Genomic DNA, 22,946 nt, shown 5'->3' on the forward strand with positions numbered 1-22,946 from the left:
CTACGTCCTCCCCGCGGCGGGCAGCGATGTGATCAACGTGCAGCCGCAAACACAGCGATGCCCATCCAGTGCAATTGGGCGACCTTTATAGGTCGAGCCCTCATCACCCTGAGCAATCTCGTTTATGCCGTGCAAGGGAATTGGGCAAGAAACCTTATCGCCCACACACGCGACAAGTTTGCCCATAAAGTCCATACCACTGACCCCGCTCAACACCACACCGCCAGATGAAAGTTTGTCGCCTTCTCGAATAACGCCACGCATGAGAATCTCCATGTGAAATTGCAGGCTTTTATTTGGCCAGTTGAGGGAGAAAAGAGGTATCAACGTAGTATTTTCGGGTGTTCTTTTTATCCATAAACACTCTGATATCTTCGCTGTTTATATAGCTGGAAGGATCGAACCAGATATTATCGCTTTCAAACACATGAACTCGGTAAGTCTCTGGATTCGTCCAGTGGCAATCAATCACGTAAGGATTACGACCATTGACGGAGAGGGTATGGTTTAGCCTCACCCCTTGGAACCTCGCATTGACGGCTACACCATCACGCTGCAAATATCCATTTTTCCTGTTTCGCAACTTTCCAATCAAAAAGATAAAAACACCCACAGAGGAAAACGACGCACCTAAAAAGGCGGTGATCAACGTCACCCCCCAGAGAGAAAAAAAGCTATCCAGCGATGCTATTTGAGAGTTTAAAGGCGAATAAACAACTCCTACTTTTTCGCCAAGGGAATAAGCGCTACGACTCCCCCCCATGGAGGAAATGAATTCGATCATCTGGCCGTTATTATCAACGAACTGCACGACTGGGCGGTAAGTGGTAGAGCCATCGCTATAACGCTCCTCAAAGTCCGTAATCGTACCCTCGGCAGACAGCGCATCCTCTAGAAAGGAAGACGTGCCGTAGTAGCTTAGAACGGCACCTATGAGCATAGGCAGGCCGATGGCCATGAATATGTATTTAATTTTGGAAATGATTTTCATTTTGGAATCCTTATAGCGGGCAGCATGAAACACACCACTTTTTGGATCGTGGTGTAGACTTAAATTTCAAAAATGGTCCGCACAAGCCAACGCGGCGGCCATTTCCAGCTGTTTATTTATTCGAACAGGCAGGCGTTACACAGGTAAGCACAGCATGAGCCTTGAGCCACTCATTAAACATTCTGTGTATCGATAATGCCGCTTTGGGCTAAGGTGTAGTCACTGGAGCTGAGCTGTTAACTACACAGCGCATGGTTTTATCGGCCACTAGAAATAAGTCATTGCTTGAAAACCGTCCAAGTGGCGCTTGTGCCTTCCTATGCACATTAATTCCGACTCCCCAATAAGGGTCCGCAACATCTTGCCCGCGCAAGACTTTTGTGAAATGACCGAGGTGATCTTTGAACACCGGTTTATCTGGCCCTTGGGGATCTTTCAATGGAGAATTTTTGTAGTAATCAGGGTCATACCAATCGCTAACCCACTCAAAACCGTTATCAGACATTGAATAAAGCCCCAGAGGATTGGGTGGAAACATGTCCACTGGTAGCGGTGTATAGCTTTCAGTTGTCCACCCCATTTCTTTTGCAAATGTCACTCGATTCCCCCTACTGGAAATATTGATGCCTTTAGGGTCATATGACTCACTAATCAAACTCCGTGGCTCCGCTCTGTAAGTACCATCGTCGGTTGCAACGGCCAAAAACTGCCCACGGCTACGAGCCGCATATTCCCATTGCGCCTCAGTAGGCATGCGGACATCTAGTTTTGTGACCGATGCGAGCCATCCGCAGTACCTCTCGGCTTCATACCAATCGACATGGGCAGGCGTATAGGGTAATGAGTTGATATCATCCCATTTTTTTTTGTTTATTGTGCCCCTATCCCGCAACACCAACCCATTGGACTTTAGATAGTACTGGTACTCCGCATTCGTCACCTTGAACTTACCGATAGAAAAGCTACTAAGCTCGACCTTGTGTAGCGGCTTGCTATCTGTATCTGCATCGTAATACTTTCCCTCGCTACCATACTGAAAACCAAAATCCCCCATCAAGAACTCTCCGCCCTCAACGAATATCAGATTACTTTTAATGGATGCTACAAACTGCTGAAGCTCCATATCAGTAACAGCTACAGGTAAAGGCGCTGATGGTATTACTACCTCCTCGCAGCCCTTTAGCGCCAAAGTCGTAAAAATGACCACCGTAACTATGAACCTGTTCATTGTCGAACCTTTAGCTTTGATGAGTCGACATCAAGTTTATTCATGGATGACGAGGTCGCCGGTTCGGGGCTATTGATCACACAACGAAAAGTTTTGTTATCTACATGAATCAATCCAGCTTTTCCGAAGCGCCCAAACGGATCTTCCGCCCGTCTAAATACGTTCACGCCCTGCCCAAAATATGGGTCTGCAACATCTTGCCCACGCACTACTTTGACAAAGCGCCCGAACCTGTCTTTAAAAGTTGGTTCGACCGGCCCTTCAGGATTTTTTTCCGGGGAGTAGCTATAGTAATCAGGGTCATACCAATCCCCAACCCATTCATAGCCGTTGTCCGACATTGAGTAGAGACCTAAAGGATTTGGTGGAAACATATCGACAGGCAGAGGAGAATAATATTCTGTACTCCAGCCCATTTTCTTTCCGAAATCTGAACGATCCCCGTTGCTCGATATATTTATACCTTTTGGCGAATAGGTTTGGCTCAGCATGCTACGGGGTTCCGCTTGATAGGTACCGTCATTCGTTGCAACTGCTAAGAACTGGCCACGGCTGCGCGCCGCATACTCCCATTGCGCCTCAGTCGGCATAAGAACATCTTGATTTGTGATAGATGCCAGCCACTTGCAGTATTTTTCGGCCTCATACCAATCGGTATGGGCCGGTGTGTTGGGTGCGGAGTTGATATCGTCCCACTTTTTTTTATTTATCGCACCCTTATCCCGCAAACTTAAGCCATTATAGCTAAGATAGAATTGATACTCCGAATTGGTCACCTTAAACCTATTAATAGAGAAGCTGCTGAGTTCTACTTGGTGAACAGGCTTGCTGTCGTTATCTTCATCGTAATACGCCTGCTCGCGGCCATATTGGGCACCAAAATCGCCCATTAAAAACTTGCCACCTTCTACATACACGAAATTATTTTTTACCTCGCTTATGAACAACTGCACCTCCGCCGGTGAGATATTCATCGGTGCGGGCACGGTGGGTTCAATGGATTGATCACAGCCCGCCAGAGCCAAAGTAACGAAGGTTATCGAGATAGTTCTTTTTGTATCCAGTGCATTCGCGACCATCACACATATTCACTCGAGTCAGACGCGCATGGACCAAACACGCAGCGCTGTGGGTAATTGTAGTTAGGCTCATTATTGAATTTGTAGTAGGACGTATTATTCATGGCAAGGGCATAGCCTATGGCGCTAGTTTTTTTCAGACGATTATAAACCTGTACTAATTCCTGCCTGGCTTTTATAAGTTCGTCGTCACGGTTGTACCCTTCCTGGAGGAAATTTACTAAATGTGCCTCCTGCTCTCTGGCTACCTCAGCGGCAGAAGTAGCCCCAGTCAGGCTCGATCCATCCGCACTCATGTGGCATAAGACTTTTTCCCACTCGGAGACTGTTTGAATACTCGTCAGCACCCAAATGACTGCGCTCTTCCTGTCTTTATAGATATCCCCCGATGGGGTTCTGTTCTCTGGGTCTATGTGATCGAGTTTTCCATGACGCGTCAATAGATACAGGAGAATGCCCTTTGCCTCAGGGGTGTGAAGTAGCAAATCCTCCCTGAAATCAATGACGTTTCTGGCTAAAAAATTACGGCCCTTCGACGCTTCCAATCCTTTTGTACCATGACCCCAGAGACCATCAACGATCTCTGTTAGCATTTTAGCAATGTCGTCCGGTGTCGTTACCATCCAATCATATCCACGGTAAATATTTTCACCGACGCTAGCCTTTATAACGCAATATTGGCTATAAGCCTTAAAAGCACGCTCGTCTATTGCCTCAAAAAAGCCATAATCTAGACTATATAATTGATAAACCAACCAAGCTCCAAATTCGACAATAGTGGCGGCATCAACTTCTGCTATAAACCCACCCTTCGCGCCCACACCCCAGCACAGACTCGCCGCCACATGGAAACAGAACTTCCCATTTAGAAACGTGCAATAGAATTTGACACCAGCTCCCGCTCCAGCCAATCCGGCAATGTTGTTACCAACGGTGCAGAAGTCAGTGTATGTACCGGTGGACTTCAATATCGGAGACAGTGGTTTTTCTGGATCTGGCGGAGGGGTCGGTTTAAGCCACTGCAGTGCTCCTTTGAGACTACCTTCCAGCCGGGCACCAGCGAACACTTCACCGCCGAGGTGTAGGCCTTCATCCTTGGCATCCATCGCTTTATAAAATTTAATGCCCGCATCTTTTCGCTCACGCAACCGTGGCAAACGTCCGCCGGACTGTCCGACCAATGCCTGCTGCTTACCGTTGGTTACCACCTGCACCTGTGCTTCTAACTGCAGAGATGCGCCCGCGAAACCACTGAGTTCCGCCTCTCCACGCAGACGAAGCATACCCAGATTGATCTCTTGGCCATCGTCCAACTGCATCGCGAGTTTCCAGCCGATCCGATCCGGTGCATAAAACTCTTGGCTTACAACTCCTGAAGCCAAAGCCAGACTCGATTTAGCCTCACCTTTAAAAACCGCTTGTCCTTTCTTCGGATCAAATTCCGCGTTCATGCCGACGTTCGACACAAAGCGCATAAACTGCGCGCCACCGGTCACATCAACATTGGCTGTATCGCCCTTGTGCCCTGTCTGCTCTTGCTGAACTCCTCCGTCGCTGCCGATCCGATAAGTCCAGCTTTTTGCCCAGTCGAACAGCGCGAAGTCTTTGTTCAAGGTGTCCGGGTCGAAATCGGACCCCATCCATTTCATAACCTTTTGCAAATCAAGCTTGGCTTTGGGCTTTTGCAGAGCTGTGAGCTGTTGAGTGAGCTTTTTCATATCGATTTGGGTGTTACCGCTCTTATCTATGCTGTAGATACTTTTGGCACCGCCCCTCTCGTCGCTTCCTTTCAAGGAAACCAGATGAAGTTTTAGACCGCTCTCGATCTGGCTGAAGTAAGCCTTTCTGACGTAGGCAAAACGAGTCGGCCTAATGCCTCCCTTGCTTTTGCTCCCCTGCCCCAGGACGGGGATAAGCTCGACGACATCGTCATAGCTCATCCCTTTAACAGACAGATCACCAAGCTTCTTCTGTAGCTCTTTTCGTTTTTCCTCCATCTCGCGCTCAGCCGTTTCGACAGCGGCAACATCTTTTGCCTTTTCAGCAACTGAGCCTGGCGTGTCTTTGGAGTACTCAAGCGCACCGGAGTAATTAGCTTTGGCCGTGTGAAACGCATCCATGCTGACCGACATCTCACGCCAATGATTTTCAAAATTGGTGGCCTGGCAGGGACTGATGAAAACGAACTCTTCCGTTTCAGGTCGGAAGTAGCACTGCGTTCCTCGATCGTGAACAGTGGTTTTCGCGCCCTGTTTGCAAATCTGATTTTTAGCGACTGGTTGGTCAGCTTCGCTCATGTTTTCAAACTCCCACGATTATTCGAAGAACAGCTCAGAGTTTTGCGGCTCGAGTCCGTAGTGGACTTGGGTATCGCCGTTCTCATCGGTAACGCCATGAAATACGCGCCCATCATTTGTTTCTATTCGGTAAGGCCTATGCACTCTCGGCACGTTGTGATCCAGGTCCTTGACCTTATAGCCGCCTGACATTGAGTACTTATATACAGGGTCCTCCAACACCATCGGCTTCATGGCCTTTTCCAGCGACGCCGACCCTCCCCAAACGATTTTGTCGTTCTTGATACGTACATCGCCTGGAGCGCCTATTTCGATGGATCCATCTTTGAGCTTGATATAAGCGCCACGGCTTACCAGCGTTATTCCCATCTCGGCATTGAGCGTGATCTCGCCATTGATGCTGTTCAACGTCAGTGCCTTGTCGGCCTGTAAGGTCATGGCATCACTTTGGGCTTCGATCTCTACAGGACCACGAGCAGCGATGAACTTAAGGCCGACCTTGTAAGCGAACATACTGATGGCATCACCAGCTGCGACACTGAAGCGCTTGAATACACTGAAGTCAGCACTATCGCCGGCAGTACCAGCGATGCTTTGCCCTGCCGAGAGTTGAATATTCTTTGGGGTCGTGAGCGCAATGCCCGCAGGTGCCGACGCAACAAGTCCAGCTTCCTTAAGGCTAACTAATGCGTTTTTAAGGCTCTCTTGGGACTGAATATCTGCTGCGAGAGCACCGGATATCTCAGCGCTTTGCGCCAAGCTATGGACGAGCTGCAAAGCCTCGTTCAACTGCGCAACAGCTGCGTTCATCTCCAATGCCTGACCTTGAGCCTTCGGCTGCCCGTCAGCACTGATGAACAGCCCTTTACCACCCCGGATAGCACCCCAGCCATCCGTCCTCAGCTCAAACCCTTCCCCACGCTTTTGCTTATGGGCATCAACTAGATGCCCAAGGTTGAGCTGGCTTTTGCCGCTGTGTTCGGTGCTGAGTTTGATGTGCTCCGAGCCGCGCAGGTCTTCCATGCGCAGTTTGTTGTTGGACGGCGTGCGGAGCACGTTGCGGGTGTAATCACGTTTATCGAGGGTGACGTGATCGGGGCGGTGGTTGTCATGCAGGGCATGGGCGATATAGGGGCGATCCGGGTCGCCTTGTTCAAAGGCGATGGCCACTTCGGTACCGGCAATCAGTGGTAAATGCAGGCCGTGCTTATCACCGGAATAAGGCCGGGCCAGACGCAGCCACATGCTTTCCTGACCGGTTTTCCATTCATCGCGGTCGAACAGGAAGTTGACCCGGTAGCGCCCCTCCATATCGACTTCGGCGTATATGTCGCCGAGCTTGGGGCTGGTGACGCGGGCTGGGACGGTACCGGCGATTTGTGGCTTGGCGTGCAGCGGTGGCCGGAAGCAGACGGTTTCCGAATAAGGGATAGCCTCGAAGAGGGTTTCGAGGCTGCTGTCACGGGCGGCGCGGGTGATCAGTCTGGTGAGCACGGCCCCCGGCTTGAAGGCCAGCGGTGCGCCACCGCTGATGTTGAGTACCTGGCCGAGTTCCAGAGTCGCGCTGCTGCTGACGCCAGCGAGTCTGGTCTGGTCGTTGAGGTAGCGCTCGTGCCGCAAGCGGGCATAGAAGAAGCCGCTTTCGCTTTCTAGGTCTTCGTCATGGGCGAGGCTATCGCCCAGCACGGTATAGGGTTCGGCATAGTGGTACGCCTCGCCGTAGGTGGTTTTGTCACCTCGGGTCTGATCGACTTCGCCATTAAGCCAGGCATTGGCATCGCGGTGGTAATAGGCGCGGAAGTTGATGTTTTTTTCCACGACGGCATGGCTGGTTTGCAACAGCCAAACGCTGTCTTCGCCGTTGCTGGTGAAACCCGATTGCTCGCGAAGCGGCAGTTGCACATCAAACTGATAATGACGCTGATCGTCACGCAGCTCGACGACCCCAATCTTCAGGCGTTCATCACTCCTGAAGTGATACCAGATGCCGACTTCGGCCAGCAGTCGGGAGATAAACGCCAGGTCGCTTTCACCGTACTGCATAACTTGGTCGCGCTTGGGGTATTCGCGGGCCAGCTTGAAGTAGAAGTCCTGACCGAGAAAACCATGCCGACTGCGGAAAATGCTCTCGACGATTTCCGGCACCGACTGGTGCTGGTAAATGCGGTATTGCTTGCCTTTGTCGAGCAACGCCAAACGCGGTTGCAGGGTGATTTCGTAACGCGCCTCATCGTTGGAGCTGGACAGGCGCTTGAAGCCGGTGATCACGCCATAGAGTGTGCGCTGGGTAAGTTTTAACTTTTCCTTCTTAGCTTCCTCTGATGAATAGGTGTACTTCAGCGGCGCCTTATAAGGTGCGGCGTGCAGACTGAACGTGGCGTATTGGCCAAGTATCTGTTCGGCGGCAATGTCCTGCTCGACACAGGTGAATTCCACCGTGTATTTGAACGGCTGGCTGAGGCTTTCTTCGCCCTCGAAGGTCAGTACGTCAAGGGTGGCGTCCAGGTCTGCAACGCTGAGCTTATGGCGGCTGTGGTCGAAGAAGGCGGTGAGTTTGTTAAGCATGTTCAGGCCTCCTTGGCGTCATATTCGTCAATGAATTGCAGGGTGATGCCTTCCTCGTCGCTGAAGCCCAGGGTCACGTTGCGGGTTTTCTGCTGAGCTGCCTGGCGCTGCAGTAATTGCTGGCTGAGCACTGGCAGGATTTGCTGGTTCAGCAGGCTGTCGATGTTGCGGGCACCCGAGTCGGGAAGCAGACATGCGGCAACCAAGGCATCGTGAAGTTGCTCGTCAATCTGGCAGTCCAGCCCGTAGTGGCGATGCAGCCGCTTGGCAACTTTTGCAAGCTTCAGGGCGACGATGCTTTTGAGTGCGTCGGCTTGTAGCGGGCGGTAAATCAGGGTCTGAAAGCGCGCTAACAATGCGGGCTGGAAATGCTCACGGAGGATTGGTCGCATCAGCTCGTGCAGGGTGCTTTCAGGCGCGTCGGGTAACTCTTGCAAACAGGCTTGCAGCTCGTCGCTGCCAAGGTTGGAGGTCATGACAATGACGGTGTTTCGGAAGTCGATTTCTCGTCCTTCGCCGTCGCGCATGAAGCCGCGATCAAAGACCTGATAGAAAATATTGAGAACATCGCGATGAGCTTTTTCCACCTCATCGAGCAGAACGACGCTATACGGACGTTGGCGAACAGCTTCGGTCAGCACGCCGCCTTGGCCATACCCAACGTAGCCCGGAGGCGAGCCTTTGAGTTGGCTGACGGTGTGGGCTTCCTGATACTCGGAAAGGTTGATCGTGATCAGTGACTTCTCGCCACCGAACAGACTATCGGCCAGTGCGAGCGCAGTTTCGGTCTTGCCCACGCCGCTGGTGCCTACTAACAGAAACACACCCAGCGGGGCCTGCTCTTCAGTCAAACCCGTTTTGGCGGCGCGCAGTCGTTGAGCCAAGGCGCTAAGGGGCTGATCCTGACCTATGACTCGCTCACCCAGTTGCTGCTCCAGCGCCAACAGGCTGGATTGTTCGTCCTTGAGCAGACTGCCCAGCGGTACGCCCGTCCAGTCGGCGATGACTTCTGCGACGCTGCGGCCTTCCACATCAAGTGAGAGCAATGGCTGACTACCTTGCACTTCACTCAAACGCTCTTGGATCTGAGCGCAGGTGTTCATGTCTGCCGGTTCAACCTGACGTGCATCGAGCAGTTGTTTCGTCAGGCCGAGTTCAAGCCGGTATTGATCTTCCAGTATTATTTGCTGGTCATGCAGTTCGACGCATTGCGCCGCAATTGTTGCCAGACGCTCGTCAGCCCTGCAGCCGCTAAGCTGCGCGTCTTCTTCCAATGCCTGACGCTCCAGTTCCAGGGCAGCCTGCCGGGCTTTTATCTGGACTAATGATTGCGGCTCGCAATCCAGACTCATTCGGACTCGTGCACTGGCGGTGTCGAGAAGATCGACGGCTTTGTCCGGCAATTGCCGACCTGTCAGATAACGCCTTGAAAGACTGACCGCAGCCTGAACTGCTGCATCCTTAATATGGACGCCATGGTGGCTGGCATAACGGGCCTTGAGACCGCGCAACATCAGACAGGCGCTCGCGTCGTCCGGCTCATCAACCTTGACCATCTGGAAACGACGCTCCAGTGCCGCATCGCGCTCGAAATACTGTTTATATTCGCTCCACGTCGTGGCGGCGATGGTGCGTAACTCTCCGCGAGCCAAGGCCGGTTTGAGCAAGTTTGCGGCGTCAGCGCCACCAGCTTGGTTACCGGCACCGATCAGGGTATGAGCCTCATCGATAAACAGCAGAACCGGGTTTTCCGACTTCTGGACGGCATCAATAACGCTCTTCAGGCGTTGTTCAAATTCACCTTTGACGCCCGCACCTGCTTGCAGCAAACCCAAATCTAGGGTTCGCAAACTGACCGACTTGAGGCTGTCCGGAACATTACCTTCAGCGATTCGCAGCGCCAGGCCTTCAACCAGTGCGGTCTTGCCAACTCCAGGCTCACCGACGAGGATCGGGTTGTTCTTGCGACGGCGGCTGAGGATGTCGATAACCTGGCGAATTTCGTCGTCACGACCTAATACGGGGTCGATTTGGCCAGCCTTGGCTTTGACGGTGATATCTTGAGTGAATTTATCAAGCACGGCATCGTGCGCAGCGCTATTGGCTGGAGCGCTACTGGCAAATGAATCGCCGATTAAATCTGACGGAGCTTCCATCGTGTTCAAAGCTGTCTCTTGCTGCAGTTGCGGGCGCTCTTCTGAGTGCTGGTCCAGCAACGGCAACAGGTGTCGTAATTGCGTATCGCTAAGGCTGAGCAACGGCCAGGCTGCTTCGCATGCAAGCAGGTTTGGGGCTTCCATCAGCGCACCCAGCAAATGCGAAGAACGTAAATTGTCCGCGTGATCATCCAGCGATGCGCGTAGCCAGGCGCTCTTGATCAGTTGCTGCAGTTTTTCACACAACTGGGGCTTGCTCTGCACACTGCGCGGCAGGGTGTCGAGGTGTTCAAGCAGGGCTTGCCAGATAGCACCGATATCCCATTCATAGCGACGCGCAATAAGCGTGAGGTCGCCCTCGCCTTGTCCCAGCAGTTTGAGCAACCAATGCTCGATGCTGATACTTGAATGAGCGCGGCTTTGGCACAGCGAAGCCGCCGCACTCAGCGCTTGTGCGCAGTAGGGGTTGAGGCGACGTAGCAAACGGGTTGAATTCTGTGCCATGCAGGCGGTGTCCTTCTTCTGGATCTCGATCCGTATTCGGAGAGCTTGAAACTCGATGTGCTGGGCTGACCGCCCGCGAACGGAAATTCAGCCCAGCACACAGGGAATCAGCAGACGGGCGCCCGCCTGCTGACTCATTCGCATCAGGCGCTAGGGCGTTCGTTCCAGGAGTCGGAATGGATGAGGTTGCCGTCTTTAAAGGTCCAGGTGATCTTTTCGTAACGCAGCTCGATCTCTTCCAGGTGACCGTACTTCTCCATATCTGCATTCTTGATGTCATGCAGCTTGGGTGCGACGCCTACCACCTTTACGTTGTCCAACAGGACGTTGTAGTACTCAACTTCCTGGCCTGCGTCGTCGATGCGATAGAACTTGAACTCAGCGCTTTTGAGCGTCTGGCCAGTGCTCACAGCCTTGTGGAAGTACGTGCTGCTGGCATCGATTTCCTTGGTGATCTTGTAAGGAGTATGGATACGCGTCCCGGTCAACTTGCCCGTGTTATTGTCGGTCGGGATGTATACGCTGTGGTTCTGCGCAAGGATTTCAATACTGCCCTCACGCTTCTGCACGTTCACGCAACCTTTGATGTCCGCGCCGCCATCATCTTTCAGCCACAGGTAAATGGGAGTTGCCATGTGAAGCTCCTTTTTCTCAGTCATTGAATGTCGCGAGTTGCGACGGGGGTTTTCTGTCTGGCCCCGCAGTGAGAGGCATGCAGGCCCCCACTTCCGGCACCAAACGGATATCGACGCGACGGTTGGAGCTGCGCCCCAACTCGGTGTCATTGCTGGCGATAGGTTGGTGGGCACCAAAGCCCTGAACCGCAAAGCAGCTGTCGGGGATGTCGCCCATGCGTTGCATCCAGTCACGTACTGCGGCAGCGCGGGCGCGGGACAACTGCAGGTTGTGCTCAGGATTGCCAGTGGCGTCGGTATGCCCGGCGATGACGATCAACCAGCCTGGCTGGGCCTTGATGTCGACCAGCGCACTGATCAATACCTTGGTTGAATCGGCCTTGAGCTGGGCACTGCCGGTACTGAACAGCGAGAGGCTGTCGAGACGAACCGGCTGGGCAGTTTTAATGGGGGCGGAAGGCGTCGGCGGCTTGCGATGACTGGCTATAGCCGAGAGCACGGGGGCCCTCAGGCGCTCACCACGATAGAGGCCAAAACCTAACGCCAAGGGCGCGCCATTTCGGTAGTAATCGTCCAACCGTTTGGCGTCCCGATGCAGTACAGCCAAAGCATCTTCGCGCAATGCAAACTCGGGCTGATCCTGACGGCTTGGCTGGGGTATGGCCGTATAGCGACGCAGGTCATCACTGACTTGGCGTAACAACAGATTGTTTTGCCAGCCCGAGCTGGCAATGCCGATAAGGCAAAACAGTGCGAAAAGCCAAACGGCGATAACACTCGCGCGACGTACCGCAGTGTTCTTGAAATGCGTGGGGAGTAAATGAAGCAAGGGATCAGGAAACGGCAATGCCGTGTCTATCTCAGACAAAGTCGGTCCTAAGCCGGTGAGCCCTACCTTGTCACGTAGCCATTGCTGCCAAAGGCTAGCCGACACGGCCTGAGGCAATTGCGACACCAAGGTAATGGCGCAGGAAAAAGGCAGACCGACAGCGTTACGCACGTCAGTAGTTATGAGGTGTGGCAGTACCTCGTCGCTTAACCAACCTGCAATGCTGTTTAACTGAACGCTGGTCTGTAGACGTTCGGCGTACGTCGCGCAATCAATGCTATGCCGCTGCCATTCGCACAAGCTGACGCAAGCACCGGGTTCGCGAACGCTGGGACTGGTTTGACCAGCATCCCAACTAAACCAAGGGCCGCTGCCTTGGGAAGCCTGCAGATAACTGGCAAGCAGCAACGGCAATGCGATGCCGCGCCTGCGAATCAAGATTGTCTGGTAACAGAAGGTCCGTACCCGACCAGCCATTGCTGCGCTGTCGGTATGCTCGCCCGGATTGACGATAAACATGACGCTGAGCTGACCGCCCCAATCCGGACGCAAACTCATTACGCTGTTGGCGACTGCCGATAACTGCTGGAGATCAGGTACCCGAATGTAACAACCCTGCCGGGTAACATGCAGAGCGGACTGTTCGGCAGGAATGGCACCAAAAAGCCCCTGAAGGCCATCGCCACACATCAGGATTACAGGCTGACGATAGGCTGCTGGAGGCAAGGACATCGCGTCGATTAGAACGAGTGAATTATTCTGACGCGCAGCCCGCCGTCCGACACGAACCCATGCGACGATCATGCAGCATGCGATAAAGAGCACACCCCACACCCGTAGCCCGGTGCTAATCGGGATGATGGCGAGCAGTGTCAAAGCAAGCACACTTGCCCACAGCCAAAGGCCGCGCGTCAGTTTAAGCGTCATCTGTCTGCCCTCACGCCCGGCCAGACGGGAGCGATTCAATCAGATCACTCAGCAGGGAATCCAGCCCCCACCAAGCTCCAGCAAGCAGCACACAGAACGCGAATAAATGGCCCATCAGCGATTGAGGCCAAGCTCGCAGACGCAATCCCGAACCAACGTTTCTTTTCGTAGGCAGCGTATGGCTGGGTTTCAATGGATCGACAAGGCCATTTAATGCTGCCAACAACTGCATGCGCTCGGGGTCTTTAACATCGGCATAACACCCCTGAAACCCAAGCATCAACACGCGTTGGAAAACAGTCAGCACAGCTAGATCAGGTGCTGGCTCGCGAAGTACTTCGCGCATGTCTTCATAAAGGGACTCGCCTGCCTGATGGCGACTGAAGAACCTGGCTTGTAACGGCTCGCCAGCCCAGTCGGCATGTGTTTCATCTTTCGCGCAAGTGAGGATGGCTTCATCCAGCAAAGCGCACTGTGCATGACTGATGTAGTCAATATTGCGCTGACTAAAACCCGCACCTTTCAGGCGATACCTTACGTTTTCGATCTGTTTCGTACAGAGCTCTGCCAGGTTCGTGCTGCCCTGCACTGAGCCGCCTTGACGCAGCTCTGCCACCAGCAAGTAGCTGTCGTGTAGCAGCGAGTCGGTATCTACGGCGATCACGGTTTGTCTCTTAGGGGTAATCCGGCTCATGTGCGCAGCACCGCAAAAAGTTCGAGCTTCACATCAGCAAGCGTGCTTGGAACGTAGAAGGAACAAACGCCCTCGGCCAGCATGGCCTGCCCCTTTGGGTGGGCCAGATCAAGCGAGAAATACTGGTTCTCCAGACGCAGAGGAATAGCGGCAGGAACGTGGCTGAGGGGCAGCAAAGGGATACCGTCGAGCGCTGCATTGATCAGACGATCAACGTCATCCGGCGTACCGGCCTTGCACAAACGAGGGAACTGACTTTGCAACTGGGCAGCAGGCAGGCGGCAACGTACCGATAAGTAAAAATCGGCACCTTCAGGCTCACGCAGACGAGCGTCGTTGAGCGTGACCTTCCAGCGATTCGCGCCGATCCCCTCCAGCTCCAGCGCGATAACGCGAGACGGCAAGCTGGCTTCCAGCAAGGTAGAAATGATGCTCAGCAACGGCGGGAAAACTGTCTCCAGTTGCTCATGGCGATAGGCTGGAATCTTGTCGAGGTCGTACTCCAGCGAAAAGGTGAGCAGGCCACCTGCCAATTTGACCAGCTCTAGATAGACCTGCTCAGGATGTCGCGCCGGGTGAGCTTTAAGATCAGCCAATACGGGCTGGTAGGTATTCAAAGCATTGAGCAACCAGAACAATGACACGTCCGCCACGGCGAAGTCGGCCATTCGCTGATTGCTCTCACGACGCATGCTCATCAGCCGCTGGCGCTTGGCTGATAGCTGGGTCAGCAAGTTATCCAGCTGGGTCAGTAGACCCAAGTGAGCGGAGAAACTCAGCAAGGGCGGCACGTAAGCCGGGTCGAGACTCCAGGCGCCCTGTCCGTCACGTACCAGACGCGCAATCGGACAAGTCAGATAATCAGCATTTTCGTCGCTATCAAGGCGCAGGCTTAGCGCCTGCTCCATGATGGCAACCGATTGCGCGTCATCAGCGTATAAATCCTGAACGTCCCTCCAACTTTGGCGATAACGCTGAGGCCGATCCGCCCTGCCCCCCTCCAACAAGCAGTTGTTGCCGTTGGCCTGCTCCAAAGGCAAGGCCAATAGCAAGATGGCGTTCTGGCTGTCATCGGAGAGCAGTCGAGCCAACTCAAGCGCGGGCGGCAGACGATCCACATTATTGGTATCGATCAGGGTGCCATCCGGCATGCGCAGACGGACTTGAGTGGCTTGGAGCTTACCGAGCCGAAGGGCTTCAAGATCAAATGCCACAGTCTGAACACCCCATGGGTGTACCAGCGACAAATGGGCAATAGACTCATTGGCCCAGGCTTCCCACCGTGCTTGTTGCTGGAACTGTTGCGGGGACAATAGTGTTCCCGCGAACCAGAGGGGGCGGTCGATTTTCATAACGTCATTTCCCTACGAAGTGACTCAGGCTTTTGCCTTTGGCATCTGCGAAACCAGAGACAAATTGACGTCCATGCCCTCAACCTGAAAGTGCGGTACGGCGTACAACTTGACCCGGAAAAAGCCTGGGTTGTCGTCGATGTCTTCTACGGTCACTTTGGCGTCGCGCAGCGGGTGAGAAGCCTGAAGGTCATCACCGGGATCGTTCATTTCGGTCACCAGTCCACCGACCCACTTGTTCAGTTCGAGCTCAAGTACGCGACGATCTTTGGTTGTACCGATGTTTTCGCGCTGGATTACTTTCAGGTAATGAGCAATGCGCGAGAGCAGGAAGATGTATGGCAAGCGGGCGTTGATACGACTGTTGGCAGTTGCATCAGGCGTGTCATAGAGCGCTGGTTTTTGCGAGGAGTTGGCCGAGAAAAAGCACGCGTAATCGCGATTTTTGTAATACGACAATGGAATGAAACCGAGGTTGGCGAACTCGAATTCGCGCGTCTCCGGAATCATTACTTCAGAAGGAATTTTTACTTGGCTGCCGGTGCCCAGATCGTACAGATGGATGGGTAGATCCGTGACCGCTCCACCCGATTGCGGGCCGCGAATCTGGACACACCAACCGTTTGCGATGAAGCTTTTAACCATGTTTGCAGCGAATGCGAACGAGGCGTTGGTCCAGAGATACTTGTCATGATCCGGGCCCTTGACGCTTTCAACGTAGTTGAAGCTCCGCACAGGAATGGTGTCAGGACCATAAGGCAATCGACCTAGCACTCGTGGCATGGTCAAACCAATGTAGCGCGAGTCGTCACTGTCACGAAAAGCCTTCCACTTGATGTACTCGGCACGATCAAAATAGTTGGCGATGTCCTTGATGGCTGCGACTTCCTCCATGGACTTTTTACCAAAGAACGCAGGACCTACTGCACCCACGAATGGCATGTGCGCTGCCGCTGCCACTTTCGAAATATTCCGCAACAGAGCGATGTCTTGAGGGCTGCGATCAAACTCATAATTGGAGATCGCCGAAGCGATGGGCTCACCCCCAGGGGTGTCGTACTCCTGGGTATAGGTATGTGCGTACAAACCGCTTTGGGCGATTTCAGGTGCATCTTCAAAATCTTGTACGAGATGGTCCTTGCTGATATCCAGCAACTCAATACGTACGTTTTGGCGGAAGTCGGTTTGATCTATCAGGGATTTAACGCCGCGCCAGGTAGATTCAACACGCTGAAAATCCTCATGGTGCATCACGGCATCCAGTTGACGGCTAATCTGCGCGTCGAGTGATGCAATGTGTGCATCCAGAAGTGTTTTATCCAGACGTTCAACTTTTTGCGACGAATCTTTGAGTAGATTCAAAAATACATTGACGGCAGCAGTTACCCGCATATCGGCAGATGCATCAGCAAGCGATTCCGTCGTCTGGAAGGACTCGATACCACCCAGCACTGATACCGGACTCAAGTTTATTTTTTCGAACAGAGCGCTATATACACTTTGGCTTTCTTCAGACACTGTTACTTCACCGCTCAATTGAGCGGAAGACTGTTTTGCAGGCATTTGACAACTTCCTATTTAACGTACCGAGATAGAATAAAGGCCTTATGCGGAGGCCAATGCGGCCAGCTCCGCTCTGAGCTCGTTACTCAGTGCTTCATCCTTGAGAATGAGCTCTAGCTCATGTCGGAACGTCGCGTTGTCGAGCAGATTTGACTTGAGATCGCGAAGCAAATTTCTCATTGCCAGCAAGGCACGCAGCTGAGGAATCTGGCGGGCAACCTGCTCCGGCTCGAAATCCTTCATGCTCTGGAAATTCAACTCGACAGAGGTATCTGTGTTGTCCCCTGCAAGGGTATTTTCAACCGCTAGCGTCAAGGCTGGTGAATACTCGGCAAGCACGCTATCAAAGTTGTTTTTATTGATATTAACCTTACTTCTTTCAGACAGAGGGCGCTGCTCTTTACCATTGCTGTAATCCCCCATCATCATGAGCTTTAGGGGTAACTCCACCTTCTTCTGCGCGCCACCCGTGTGCAAATCGAGCTTAATATTTACTCGTGCTTTGGGTACTTCATTTTGAAAACTGTTTGAAGCCATAACTCCTCCGGACCCGCGCAGAAAAATCGTCATAAAATAATGAATACATCTGAAATTTACTCGCGACAGGACATCAGGCGGCAACAGCAGCACTGACAGCTACCTCTGCGGGTAATCAGTTATCAAACGTATTGATTTGCGTAGAGCTTGAGGATATTCCATCGAAACGGACAACTCTACCCACCAAGGTGAGCCTAGGAATATTCCCTGCGAAATAGGGAATATTCCTACAAACCAACACCGTTTTTAATTTATGAAAAGATTTCGTACGAATATTGTAATAAACATGGACAGCTTGAATTTCAAGCTTTCGAAAGCAAGAGAGGCTAGATAAAGAACGCAACGAAGCTTAGTACGACGAGATGCGCATGCTGAGTGCATCAGCACCCAAGCGGATAGCAAAGCTGCGGCCTAAAAGGATGATGGCTGATCATGCGCAGACCAAAAACAAACGGGGCCCAAGCCCCGTTTGCTACACCACCGTCACTTAACCTTACTGTTCAAACTACTCACCAAACTCTCTAACCTCCCCACGCTACTGCGCAAGTTCGTAATCTCCTGCTGGAGGCTGCTGATCTCGCTGGAGCTTGAGGTGCTGTTCGGACCCGAATTGCGCTGGAGGTCGCTCAGCTGGCTTTGGAGTTTGCTGATGGTGCGATTTTGCTCGTCCATCTTGCTCTTGAGGTCGGACACATCGGCGGTACTGGATTGAGTGGTGGTGCCGTTGTTGCGTTTGAGTTCTTCGATCAAACGGCTTTGGGCTTTTACGGTTTCCTTGAGGGCGGCCAACTCACTGGCGTTTTGGCGGGAGTCTTCCTGCAGTTGCTGCAGGCTGATCAAGGCGGACTCGAGGTCGCGGGACGAGTCGACGTCCGCTGCCTCGGTGCGGCTGGCAACGGTGCTGCTTTGAGAGGTGGCTGTATTGGCGCTGGCGTCGACTGCGGCATGGGCCGGTGATATAGCGAGAACACTGATCAGACATGCTGCAACTGAAAGGGGGAAACTCAAGAAAGCGGACTTACTAGTCATCACTAGGTTTTCCATAGGAGGTGCAGATTTGGCACAGCGCTACGACCGGGTTTTGGGGCTGAAGTTCGCGGCGTTGACGCCCTGGGGACAAACTTGGTAACGCATTAGCGGCCCTGTTCGTGTAGATACTATGCCATCCGGCAGACGTTCACGCGACGTCACTTCCTGATACTCGGACTTCCTTGACGCAGCCCGCAGCGGCTGGTCGTTGTTCGAATAGTGGAGTGATGTATGCGTAGATTGATCCTTCTCGGCACGCCGGCGCTGATGCTGACCATGGCAGCCTCTACAGCCCAGGCGTTTGAAGCCGGGGATATTATTGTTCGGGCCGGTGCAGTGACTGTCGACCCACGAGAAAGCAGTTCCAGCGTGCGTGTTGATCGCGGAGGTCTGGCGGGCACGGATCTGGGCGGCAAGGCCAGCCTGGGCAGCGATACCCAGTTGGGTCTGAACTTCGCTTACATGATCACCAATCATTTAGGCATCGAGTTGCTGGCGGCCACGCCGTTTGAGCACGACGTGAATATCAAAGGCACTTCGGGCGGTATTGCGGATGGCAAGCTTGGCTCACTCAAGCATCTGCCGCCGACGTTGAGTCTGATTTACTACCCGCTGGACAACAAATCAGCCTTCCAGCCCTATGTGGGCGCCGGGATTAACTACACCTGGATCTACGACGAAAGCGTGGGCAGCAGCGCCAGTGCTGCCGGGTTCGATAACTTCCACGCCAGCAACTCATGGGGTTGGGCCGCACAAGTGGGCGCAGACTACATGCTCACTGACCGCCTGATGATCAATGCGCAGATGCGTTACATCGACATTGAAACTGACGCTTACGTCAGCAATACCAACCTAGGCGTCAGGGCCAAGGTGAATGTCGACGTGGACCCCTTCGTGTACATGGTGGGGCTTGGCTACAAGTTCTGAGATAACAGAGCAGAGCGTGGCATTAATGACGACACAACAAAAAACGGGCATCCAACGCAGGTTGGTATGCCCGTTTTTTCACTGCTCGCCTCCGCCGAGGCGTACAGCTGGTAACTAGGGGTTAACGCTGTCTTTCAGGGATTTACCCGGCTTGAAGGCAACGGTGTTGCTGGCCTTGATTTTCACTGGCTCGCCGGTTTGTGGGTTTTTGCCAGTGCGGGCGCCGCGATGGCGTTGCAGGAAGGTGCCGAAGCCGACCAGGGTCACGCTGTCTTTGCGATGCAGGGCACCGGTGATTTCTTCCAGTACGGCATTAAGAACGCGATTGGCTTGCTCTTTGGTCAAGTCCGCCTTTTCAGCAATGGCGGCCGCTAGTTCTGGTTTACGCATATGAAGCCTCTTATACGGATTTTTGTTTTTATGTCCCGCGCCGCTCATGCAGAACGGTAGTCAGGTGACGCAACGGCTCTACGTTGCGGCAGACGGGAATGAGGATGGCACGCTGTTCTGGCGGACGCCAGTGGACCAATGGCCTTTATGGGGCCAAAAATGTGGCTTATCCGACAGAACGTCCAGTATTTATGCCAACAGGGCTGGAAGCGCCTTATTCAGAGCGAGTTTCTCCATCACTGCCGCTCCAGTCAGGGCATAGCCCAGGAGGTTGCCTGCAGGGTCGTGGCACAGCGCTCTGATGTCAGCGCCCTGCCCTTCAACGCTCCAGATAGCTTCGATGCCACGAGGCGGCGGCGACACAACGAGGGGACACACCGGGGTTTTTACGGTAATCGGCATGGGGCCGTATTTGACTGCGCTCGGAGTCCCCGCAAGAGTCTGGGCCAAGGCGCGGGCGCAGCTCATCAACGGCATGACATACAGCAGATTCAAGCCGTCCACTTCGGCACAGTCGCCCAATGCATAGATATTGGCATGAGAGGTTTTCAGCTCCCGGTCAACGATGATGCCGCGGCCAGTCTGCAAGCCTGCCGCCGCAGCGAGATCGACTCGTGGGCGCAAGCCGATGGCGGAGACCACCACATCGCACTGAATGACCTGCCCATCGGACAAGTGCGCTTCAAGGCCATCGGCAGTGCGTTGCAAGCGGGTCATCAGTGGACCGAGGTGGAAACGCGCACCGAGACTCTCCAGACCTGCTTGCACGGCAGTTGCGGCGGCGGGAGGCAATAAGGTCGGCATTACTTGCTCGCAAGGCGCCACAAGGTCAACTTCGTAGCCCCCCAGAATAAGGTCATTGGCGAACTCGCAGCCAATCAGCCCGGCACCGAGAATCAGCACCCGACGTTTGCCCGCTGCCGCAGCTCGAAAACGGGCGTAATCCTCAAGATCATTGATCGGGAAGACGGAGTCGGTGGCATCACCCTCTACCGGCACGCGAATGGTTTCGGCACCCCAGGCGAGGATCAGGTCGCGGTAGTAAACCGCCTCCTCGCCAATCCACAGGCGTTTGTGCCCAGGATCGATGCCACTGATGCGGGTGTGGGTACGCACTTCGGCCTTGAGTTGGTCGGCCATTGCGCCAGGTTCAGCCATGCTCAGACCATCGGCTTCCTTGTTCTTGCCAAAGCCGGTGGAGAGCATCGGTTTGGAGTAGGAGCGACCGTCATCAGCAGTGATCAGCAGCAGCGGCGTTTCGCCATCGAGCTTGCGAAATTCCCGAGCGAGGTTGTAGCCCGCCAGGCCAGTGCCAACAATCACAACAGGTGCGTTCATACGTACTTCCAAACCAGAGAGTAAAAATCGGATCAGCCGATTTCGATCATTTCGAAATCCATTTTGCCTACGCCACAGTCCGGGCATAGCCAATCTTCGGGAACATCCTGCCATGGAGTGCCCGGCGCAATGCCGTCATCCGGCCAGCCATCGGCTTCGTTGTAGATCAGGCCACAGACAATGCATTGCCACTTTTTCATCGTTATCTCTCATGTTTTCAGGCTAATTGGGGCGTACGCGGTCGTGAGGTGCCACGCTTGCGCCAAACTCAGGGCGTTTTGTACTGATCACGACGCCGACATGCAACCCCGGTGATCACTACAGGGCGTTGCCGGTCGTCGGCTGGCGGGGGCAATCATGCTAAGCTCGCGGCCTCAATCAGCCTAAAAATGCTTACCGTGACTGAGCAAACCCCCCCTGCCCACCCTGTGAACTGGCTTGAGCGCGAGTCGCTTGAGGTTGACGTCGAACCGTTGGTTCAGACGTGGCTGTTTCACCGGGACTCGTTGACCCGCCGCCTGACTACCTTGTCTTCCGACCATTTCAGTGTCACGCCGCTCGTCGAAGGCTGGCAAGCGCTGCGCGACGATGAGTGTGTCGCGCTGGATCTGCCAGAGCAAAGCATCGGTTGGGTGCGCGAGGTCTATCTGCGCGGGCATGACGAGAAGTGGGTATTCGCCCGCAGTGTTGCGGCGCGTAGCACGCTGCAGGAAAGCGGCCTGCACATGGATGAACTGGGCACGCGTTCACTGGGCGAGTTGTTGTTCTGTGATCCGGAATTCGACCGCGGCTCGCTGCAGGTCTGTCGTTATCCAGCGGCGTGGCTGCCCGTATCAGACGCCGCCGAAGGTTTATGGGGACGACGCTCATGCTTTAGCCGCGGCCCTCTGAAAATACTGGTGGCCGAAGTCTTCCTGCCGACGCTCTGGCAGACGATTCGCACCGTGGAGCACTGCTGATGTACTTGACGCTACTCAAATCCCTCAATCGCCTGAATCCGCGCATATGGGACTTCATCCAGTTGATGCGCGTCGATAAGCCGATTGGCATCTATCTATTGTTGTGGCCGACGCTCTGGGCGCTATGGATTGCCGGTGAAGGTTCGCCGTCGCTGCTCAATATCGCGATTTTTGTGGTGGGCGTGTTCCTGATGCGTGCGGCGGGCTGCGTGATCAATGACTTCGCCGACCGCAAGGTCGATGGTCACGTCAAGCGCACTGAACAGCGGCCGTTGGTGAGTGGCAAAGTCAGTTCCAAGGAGGCGCTGGCTCTGTTTGCAGCGTTGGTGCTGGTGAGCTTCCTGCTGGTACTGCTGACTAATCCGACAACCATCTGGCTGTCATTTGGCGGGTTGGCATTGGCAGCCTGTTATCCATTCATGAAGCGTTACACCTATTACCCGCAAGTGGTGCTGGGCGCGGCCTTTTCATGGGGGATGCCGATGGCGTTCACTGCCGAAACCGGTAGTCTTCCCGCTGCTGCGTGGCTGTTGTACATCGCCAACCTGCTGTGGACAGTGGCTTACGACACCTATTACGCGATGGTCGATCGGGAAGACGATCTGAAGATTGGAGTGAAATCCACCGCCGTGTTGTTTGGCGATGCTGACCGGATCATCATCCTGACGCTGCAAGGGTTGGCCCTGGGTTGCCTGTTGCTGGCCGGTGCGCGCTTTGAACTGGGGGCGTATTTCTACCTGGGTCTGCTGGTAGCAGCGGGATGTTTCGTCTGGGAGTTCTGGTCCACCCGCCATCGCGGCCGTGACGCCTGTTTCAAGGCGTTTTTGCATAATCATTGGGCAGGGTTGGCGATCTTTGTCGGGATTGTTGTGGATTATGCGTTGCGGTGATGCGGTAGCCCCGTGGGACCGAATTCATTCGGGAAGACGGCCGTTCAAGCGGCACA

At 53.9% G+C, this 22,946-nt stretch carries 20 protein-coding genes; 3 read left to right on the top strand and 17 right to left on the bottom strand.

What is annotated here, in order from left to right:
• The 14 genes from H8S59_RS02675 to H8S59_RS02740 form a co-directional block, all read right to left on the bottom strand.
• Nucleotides 1–264: a PAAR domain-containing protein gene (locus H8S59_RS02675; protein ID WP_187520425.1), complete on the bottom strand. Its 264-nt coding sequence runs from the start codon at nt 262–264 to the stop codon at nt 1–3.
• A 28-nt stretch (nt 265–292) separates the two neighbouring features.
• On the bottom strand, nt 293–991 hold the full coding sequence (locus H8S59_RS02680; protein WP_187520426.1) for a DUF3592 domain-containing protein: 699 nt from the start codon (nt 989–991) through the stop codon (nt 293–295).
• A 208-nt stretch (nt 992–1,199) separates the two neighbouring features.
• Entirely contained in the window at nt 1,200–2,219 is a 1,020-nt protein-coding gene (locus tag H8S59_RS02685; protein WP_187520427.1) for a formylglycine-generating enzyme family protein, read from the bottom strand.
• The gene (locus H8S59_RS02690; protein WP_187520428.1) at nt 2,216–3,298 is read right to left on the bottom strand and encodes a formylglycine-generating enzyme family protein; all 1,083 of its coding nucleotides are present in this window, start codon (nt 3,296–3,298) and stop codon (nt 2,216–2,218) included. Before H8S59_RS02690 ends, H8S59_RS02685 begins: the two co-directional genes overlap by 4 nt.
• Nucleotides 3,298–5,595, bottom strand: coding sequence for an ATPase (locus H8S59_RS02695; RefSeq protein ID WP_187520429.1), 2,298 nt, complete (start codon nt 5,593–5,595; stop codon nt 3,298–3,300). Before H8S59_RS02695 ends, H8S59_RS02690 begins: the two co-directional genes overlap by 1 nt.
• Before the next feature lie 18 nt (nt 5,596–5,613).
• A complete protein-coding gene (locus H8S59_RS02700; protein ID WP_187520430.1) occupies nt 5,614–8,160 on the bottom strand; it encodes a type VI secretion system Vgr family protein in 2,547 nt (848 codons plus the stop codon).
• A gap of 2 nt (nt 8,161–8,162) precedes the next feature.
• Nucleotides 8,163–10,820, bottom strand: a complete 2,658-nt coding sequence (gene tssH / locus H8S59_RS02705; RefSeq protein WP_187520431.1) for a type VI secretion system ATPase TssH — start codon at nt 10,818–10,820, stop codon at nt 8,163–8,165.
• A 143-nt stretch (nt 10,821–10,963) separates the two neighbouring features.
• Nucleotides 10,964–11,455, bottom strand: a complete 492-nt coding sequence (locus H8S59_RS02710; protein ID WP_187520432.1) for an Hcp family type VI secretion system effector — start codon at nt 11,453–11,455, stop codon at nt 10,964–10,966.
• Between the two features lie 16 nt (nt 11,456–11,471).
• Complete coding sequence (locus tag H8S59_RS02715; protein ID WP_187520451.1) at nt 11,472–13,211, bottom strand: OmpA family protein; 1,740 nt, start codon at nt 13,209–13,211, stop codon at nt 11,472–11,474.
• Between the two features lie 10 nt (nt 13,212–13,221).
• The gene (tssL, locus tag H8S59_RS02720) at nt 13,222–13,905 is read right to left on the bottom strand and encodes a type VI secretion system protein TssL, short form (protein ID WP_187520433.1); all 684 of its coding nucleotides are present in this window, start codon (nt 13,903–13,905) and stop codon (nt 13,222–13,224) included.
• Nucleotides 13,902–15,257, bottom strand: coding sequence for a type VI secretion system baseplate subunit TssK (gene tssK, locus H8S59_RS02725; protein ID WP_187520434.1), 1,356 nt, complete (start codon nt 15,255–15,257; stop codon nt 13,902–13,904). Before tssK ends, tssL begins: the two co-directional genes overlap by 4 nt.
• 24 nt (nt 15,258–15,281) lie before the next feature.
• Nucleotides 15,282–16,820, bottom strand: coding sequence for a type VI secretion system contractile sheath large subunit (tssC, locus tag H8S59_RS02730; protein WP_187520435.1), 1,539 nt, complete (start codon nt 16,818–16,820; stop codon nt 15,282–15,284).
• A 42-nt stretch (nt 16,821–16,862) separates the two neighbouring features.
• Nucleotides 16,863–17,357, bottom strand: a complete 495-nt coding sequence (tssB, locus tag H8S59_RS02735) for a type VI secretion system contractile sheath small subunit (protein ID WP_187520436.1) — start codon at nt 17,355–17,357, stop codon at nt 16,863–16,865.
• Nucleotides 17,358–17,840: 483 nt separating this feature from the next.
• Nucleotides 17,841–18,386, bottom strand: a complete 546-nt coding sequence (locus tag H8S59_RS02740) for a hypothetical protein (RefSeq protein WP_187520437.1) — start codon at nt 18,384–18,386, stop codon at nt 17,841–17,843.
• 231 nt (nt 18,387–18,617) lie between these two features.
• On the opposite strand from H8S59_RS02740, the gene H8S59_RS02745 reads away from it, so the two are divergent.
• Nucleotides 18,618–19,313, top strand: coding sequence for an OmpW/AlkL family protein (locus tag H8S59_RS02745; RefSeq protein ID WP_187520438.1), 696 nt, complete (start codon nt 18,618–18,620; stop codon nt 19,311–19,313).
• 114 nt (nt 19,314–19,427) lie between these two features.
• On the opposite strand, the gene H8S59_RS02750 is transcribed toward H8S59_RS02745, so the two are convergent.
• From H8S59_RS02750 to H8S59_RS02760, 3 genes are all read right to left on the bottom strand, one after another.
• Nucleotides 19,428–19,703 (bottom strand): HU family DNA-binding protein, encoded by a 276-nt coding sequence (locus tag H8S59_RS02750; RefSeq protein ID WP_003213368.1) that lies wholly within the window; start codon nt 19,701–19,703, stop codon nt 19,428–19,430.
• 189 nt (nt 19,704–19,892) lie between these two features.
• Entirely contained in the window at nt 19,893–21,041 is a 1,149-nt protein-coding gene (locus H8S59_RS02755) for an NAD(P)/FAD-dependent oxidoreductase (protein WP_187520439.1), read from the bottom strand.
• Between the two features lie 32 nt (nt 21,042–21,073).
• Complete coding sequence (locus tag H8S59_RS02760) at nt 21,074–21,241, bottom strand: rubredoxin (RefSeq protein ID WP_095093029.1); 168 nt, start codon at nt 21,239–21,241, stop codon at nt 21,074–21,076.
• Between the two features lie 198 nt (nt 21,242–21,439).
• Between H8S59_RS02760 and H8S59_RS02765 the strand changes: the two genes are divergently transcribed.
• Both H8S59_RS02765 and ubiA read left to right on the top strand, forming a co-directional pair.
• Nucleotides 21,440–22,000, top strand: a complete 561-nt coding sequence (locus tag H8S59_RS02765) for a chorismate--pyruvate lyase family protein (RefSeq protein WP_425504551.1) — start codon at nt 21,440–21,442, stop codon at nt 21,998–22,000.
• Complete coding sequence (gene ubiA / locus H8S59_RS02770) at nt 22,000–22,890, top strand: 4-hydroxybenzoate octaprenyltransferase (RefSeq protein WP_187520441.1); 891 nt, start codon at nt 22,000–22,002, stop codon at nt 22,888–22,890. The genes H8S59_RS02765 and ubiA overlap by 1 nt, the downstream gene beginning before the upstream one ends.
• The last annotated feature ends 56 nt before the right edge of the window (nt 22,891–22,946 follow it).

Source organism: Pseudomonas folii, from assembly GCF_014357575.1.
GTDB classification, from domain to species: domain Bacteria; phylum Pseudomonadota; class Gammaproteobacteria; order Pseudomonadales; family Pseudomonadaceae; genus Aquipseudomonas; species Aquipseudomonas folii.